Annotated in this window: 2 protein-coding genes and 1 tRNA gene; 2 read left to right on the top strand and 1 reads right to left on the bottom strand. The window is 60.1% G+C overall.

Going from position 1 to position 1668, the window contains the following annotated elements:
- Positions 1-79 precede the first annotated feature (79 nt).
- A complete protein-coding gene (gene folK / locus IP83_RS02660; RefSeq protein ID WP_054120663.1) occupies positions 80-613 on the top strand; it encodes a 2-amino-4-hydroxy-6-hydroxymethyldihydropteridine diphosphokinase in 534 nt (177 codons plus the stop codon).
- Positions 604-679 (top strand) — tRNA-Lys (locus tag IP83_RS02655). Before folK ends, IP83_RS02655 begins: the two co-directional genes overlap by 10 nt.
- A gap of 308 nt (positions 680-987) precedes the next feature.
- Here IP83_RS02655 and IP83_RS02650 read toward each other — a convergent pair.
- Positions 988-1395 (bottom strand): MucR family transcriptional regulator, encoded by a 408-nt coding sequence (locus tag IP83_RS02650; RefSeq protein ID WP_054120662.1) that lies wholly within the window; start codon positions 1393-1395, stop codon positions 988-990.
- Positions 1396-1668 lie beyond the last annotated feature (273 nt).

Genomic DNA, 1668 nt, shown 5'->3' with positions numbered 1-1668 from the left:
GAGCGAAGTCGAGACACCGCACGCCGCATTTGGTGTCTCGACTTCGCTCGACACGAACGGAGGTTAGGATTGGGCAAAGGTGGTACCTGCTAGCCACCAGTATCTGATCGCGCTCGGCTCCAACCAGCGCCATCCCCGCCACGGCCCCCCGCCGCAGGTCCTGCGCGCCGCGCTCGCGGCCATAGCGGGGGAGGGCCTCGCCGTCGAAGTCGCCTCGCCGATCATCACGAGCGCTCCCGTCGGCCCCTCCCGTCGCCGCTACGCCAACGCCGCCGCGCGGATCGCCACAAGGCTTGATCCGCCCGCAGTCCTCGCCCTGCTTCAGCGCCTCGAAACCCGCTTCGGCCGCGTCCGCCGCGGCCAGCGCTGGGGCGCGCGGACGCTCGATCTCGACGTGATCCTGTGGAGCGGCGGCCCCTGGCGCAGCAAGACGCTCAAGATCCCCCACCCGCTCTACCGCCAGCGCAGCTTCGTGCTCACCCCCGCCGCCACGGTCGCCCCGGATTGGCGCGATCCGGCAGGCACTTGCACCATCCGCCACCTCCACGCCCGCTTGACCCGGCCCCGCCCCATCCGTAGGGCAAGCGCTCACCGCCTGCGTGTGGGCCCTTAGCTCAGTCGGTAGAGCAACTGACTTTTAATCAGTAGGTCGCTGGTTCGAACCCAGCAGGGCTCACCATATTTTTCAATAGCTTAGGAGGATTTTTCAATCTCTCCTGAGGCTATTTTCCCCATTCAGGCTTCATATAGGCTTCAAAAATAAAGTGGGCGTTAGTCCGCTTTGGTGGAAATTAATGCCATTTAATCAGAAGTTTGGGCGGAAACAGGTTCTCACCGTCAAGGTGATCGACATGTGGTGTGTCGGGCTCAAACTCGGGCGGCGTTCCCCTCAAATGGTAGCGCCAAAGAAGCTGCAAAATGAGCCCATCGCCCATCGAAGCGCAACGCCTAGGCTTCAAAATTCCCGATAGGCTTCAAACCCCACGTCTAGGCTTCACCCGACTCGCCACGCTTCGTTCCAAGCCCGATAGCCTTCGCTAGCTCACCACGCTTGGCTGCATAGTTCGGGGCAACCAGTGGGTGATCAGCAGAGAGATTCCACCTAGCCTTGTACTCCTGCGGTGTGAGGCCATGGGTGGTCATCAGATGGCGCTTGAGCATCTTCCCTTTGAAGCCGCACTCCAAGCACGTCACCACATCAGGCTTCACAGAGGAACGAACCGACACGGCTGGCTCACGAGATGCTTCAACGACGGGAGCAGGTGCACCAGCATTCGCCAGTGCCTGATGGACCGCATTGATGAGGGTTGGCATATCGCTCACCGCCACGCTGTTGTTGCTGACGTGTGCGGCGACAATGTCTGCCGTCAGTGCGATGAGAGTTTCATTGGCCATGGCGCTGTCCCTTTTTTGTAATGAGGCGGGATAGGTCGGGGAATGGTTGGAATGCAAGGTTGGTGGCAGCGAAGGGCTGTGATCTGAACCAACCCTTTGCTAGCCTCATCGACTGATCGGTTGGAGCAACCCCGATGATTGTTTGTTCCCGGTTCGATGGCGATGTCGATGAGGAAATCTGGGATCGGCAACACGACGTCTATCCTTATGCTATTTCTGAAGCGTCCCGGGTTTTCCGGAGGCTCCTATTTGTGAGAAGGAGCTGTGATGAGC

This window comes from Novosphingobium sp. AAP93 (assembly GCF_001296055.1).
Taxonomy (GTDB): Bacteria; Pseudomonadota; Alphaproteobacteria; order Sphingomonadales; family Sphingomonadaceae; genus Novosphingobium.
The sequence above is the reverse complement of the archived record's forward strand: the minus strand, read 5'-3'. Positions and strand labels throughout refer to the sequence as shown.

Excerpts from the sequence above, each read along its gene's own strand:
- IP83_RS02650 (WP_054120662.1), bottom strand. The coding sequence starts at position 1,395 with ATGGCCAATGAAACTCTCATCGCACTGACGGCAGACATTGTCGCCGCA.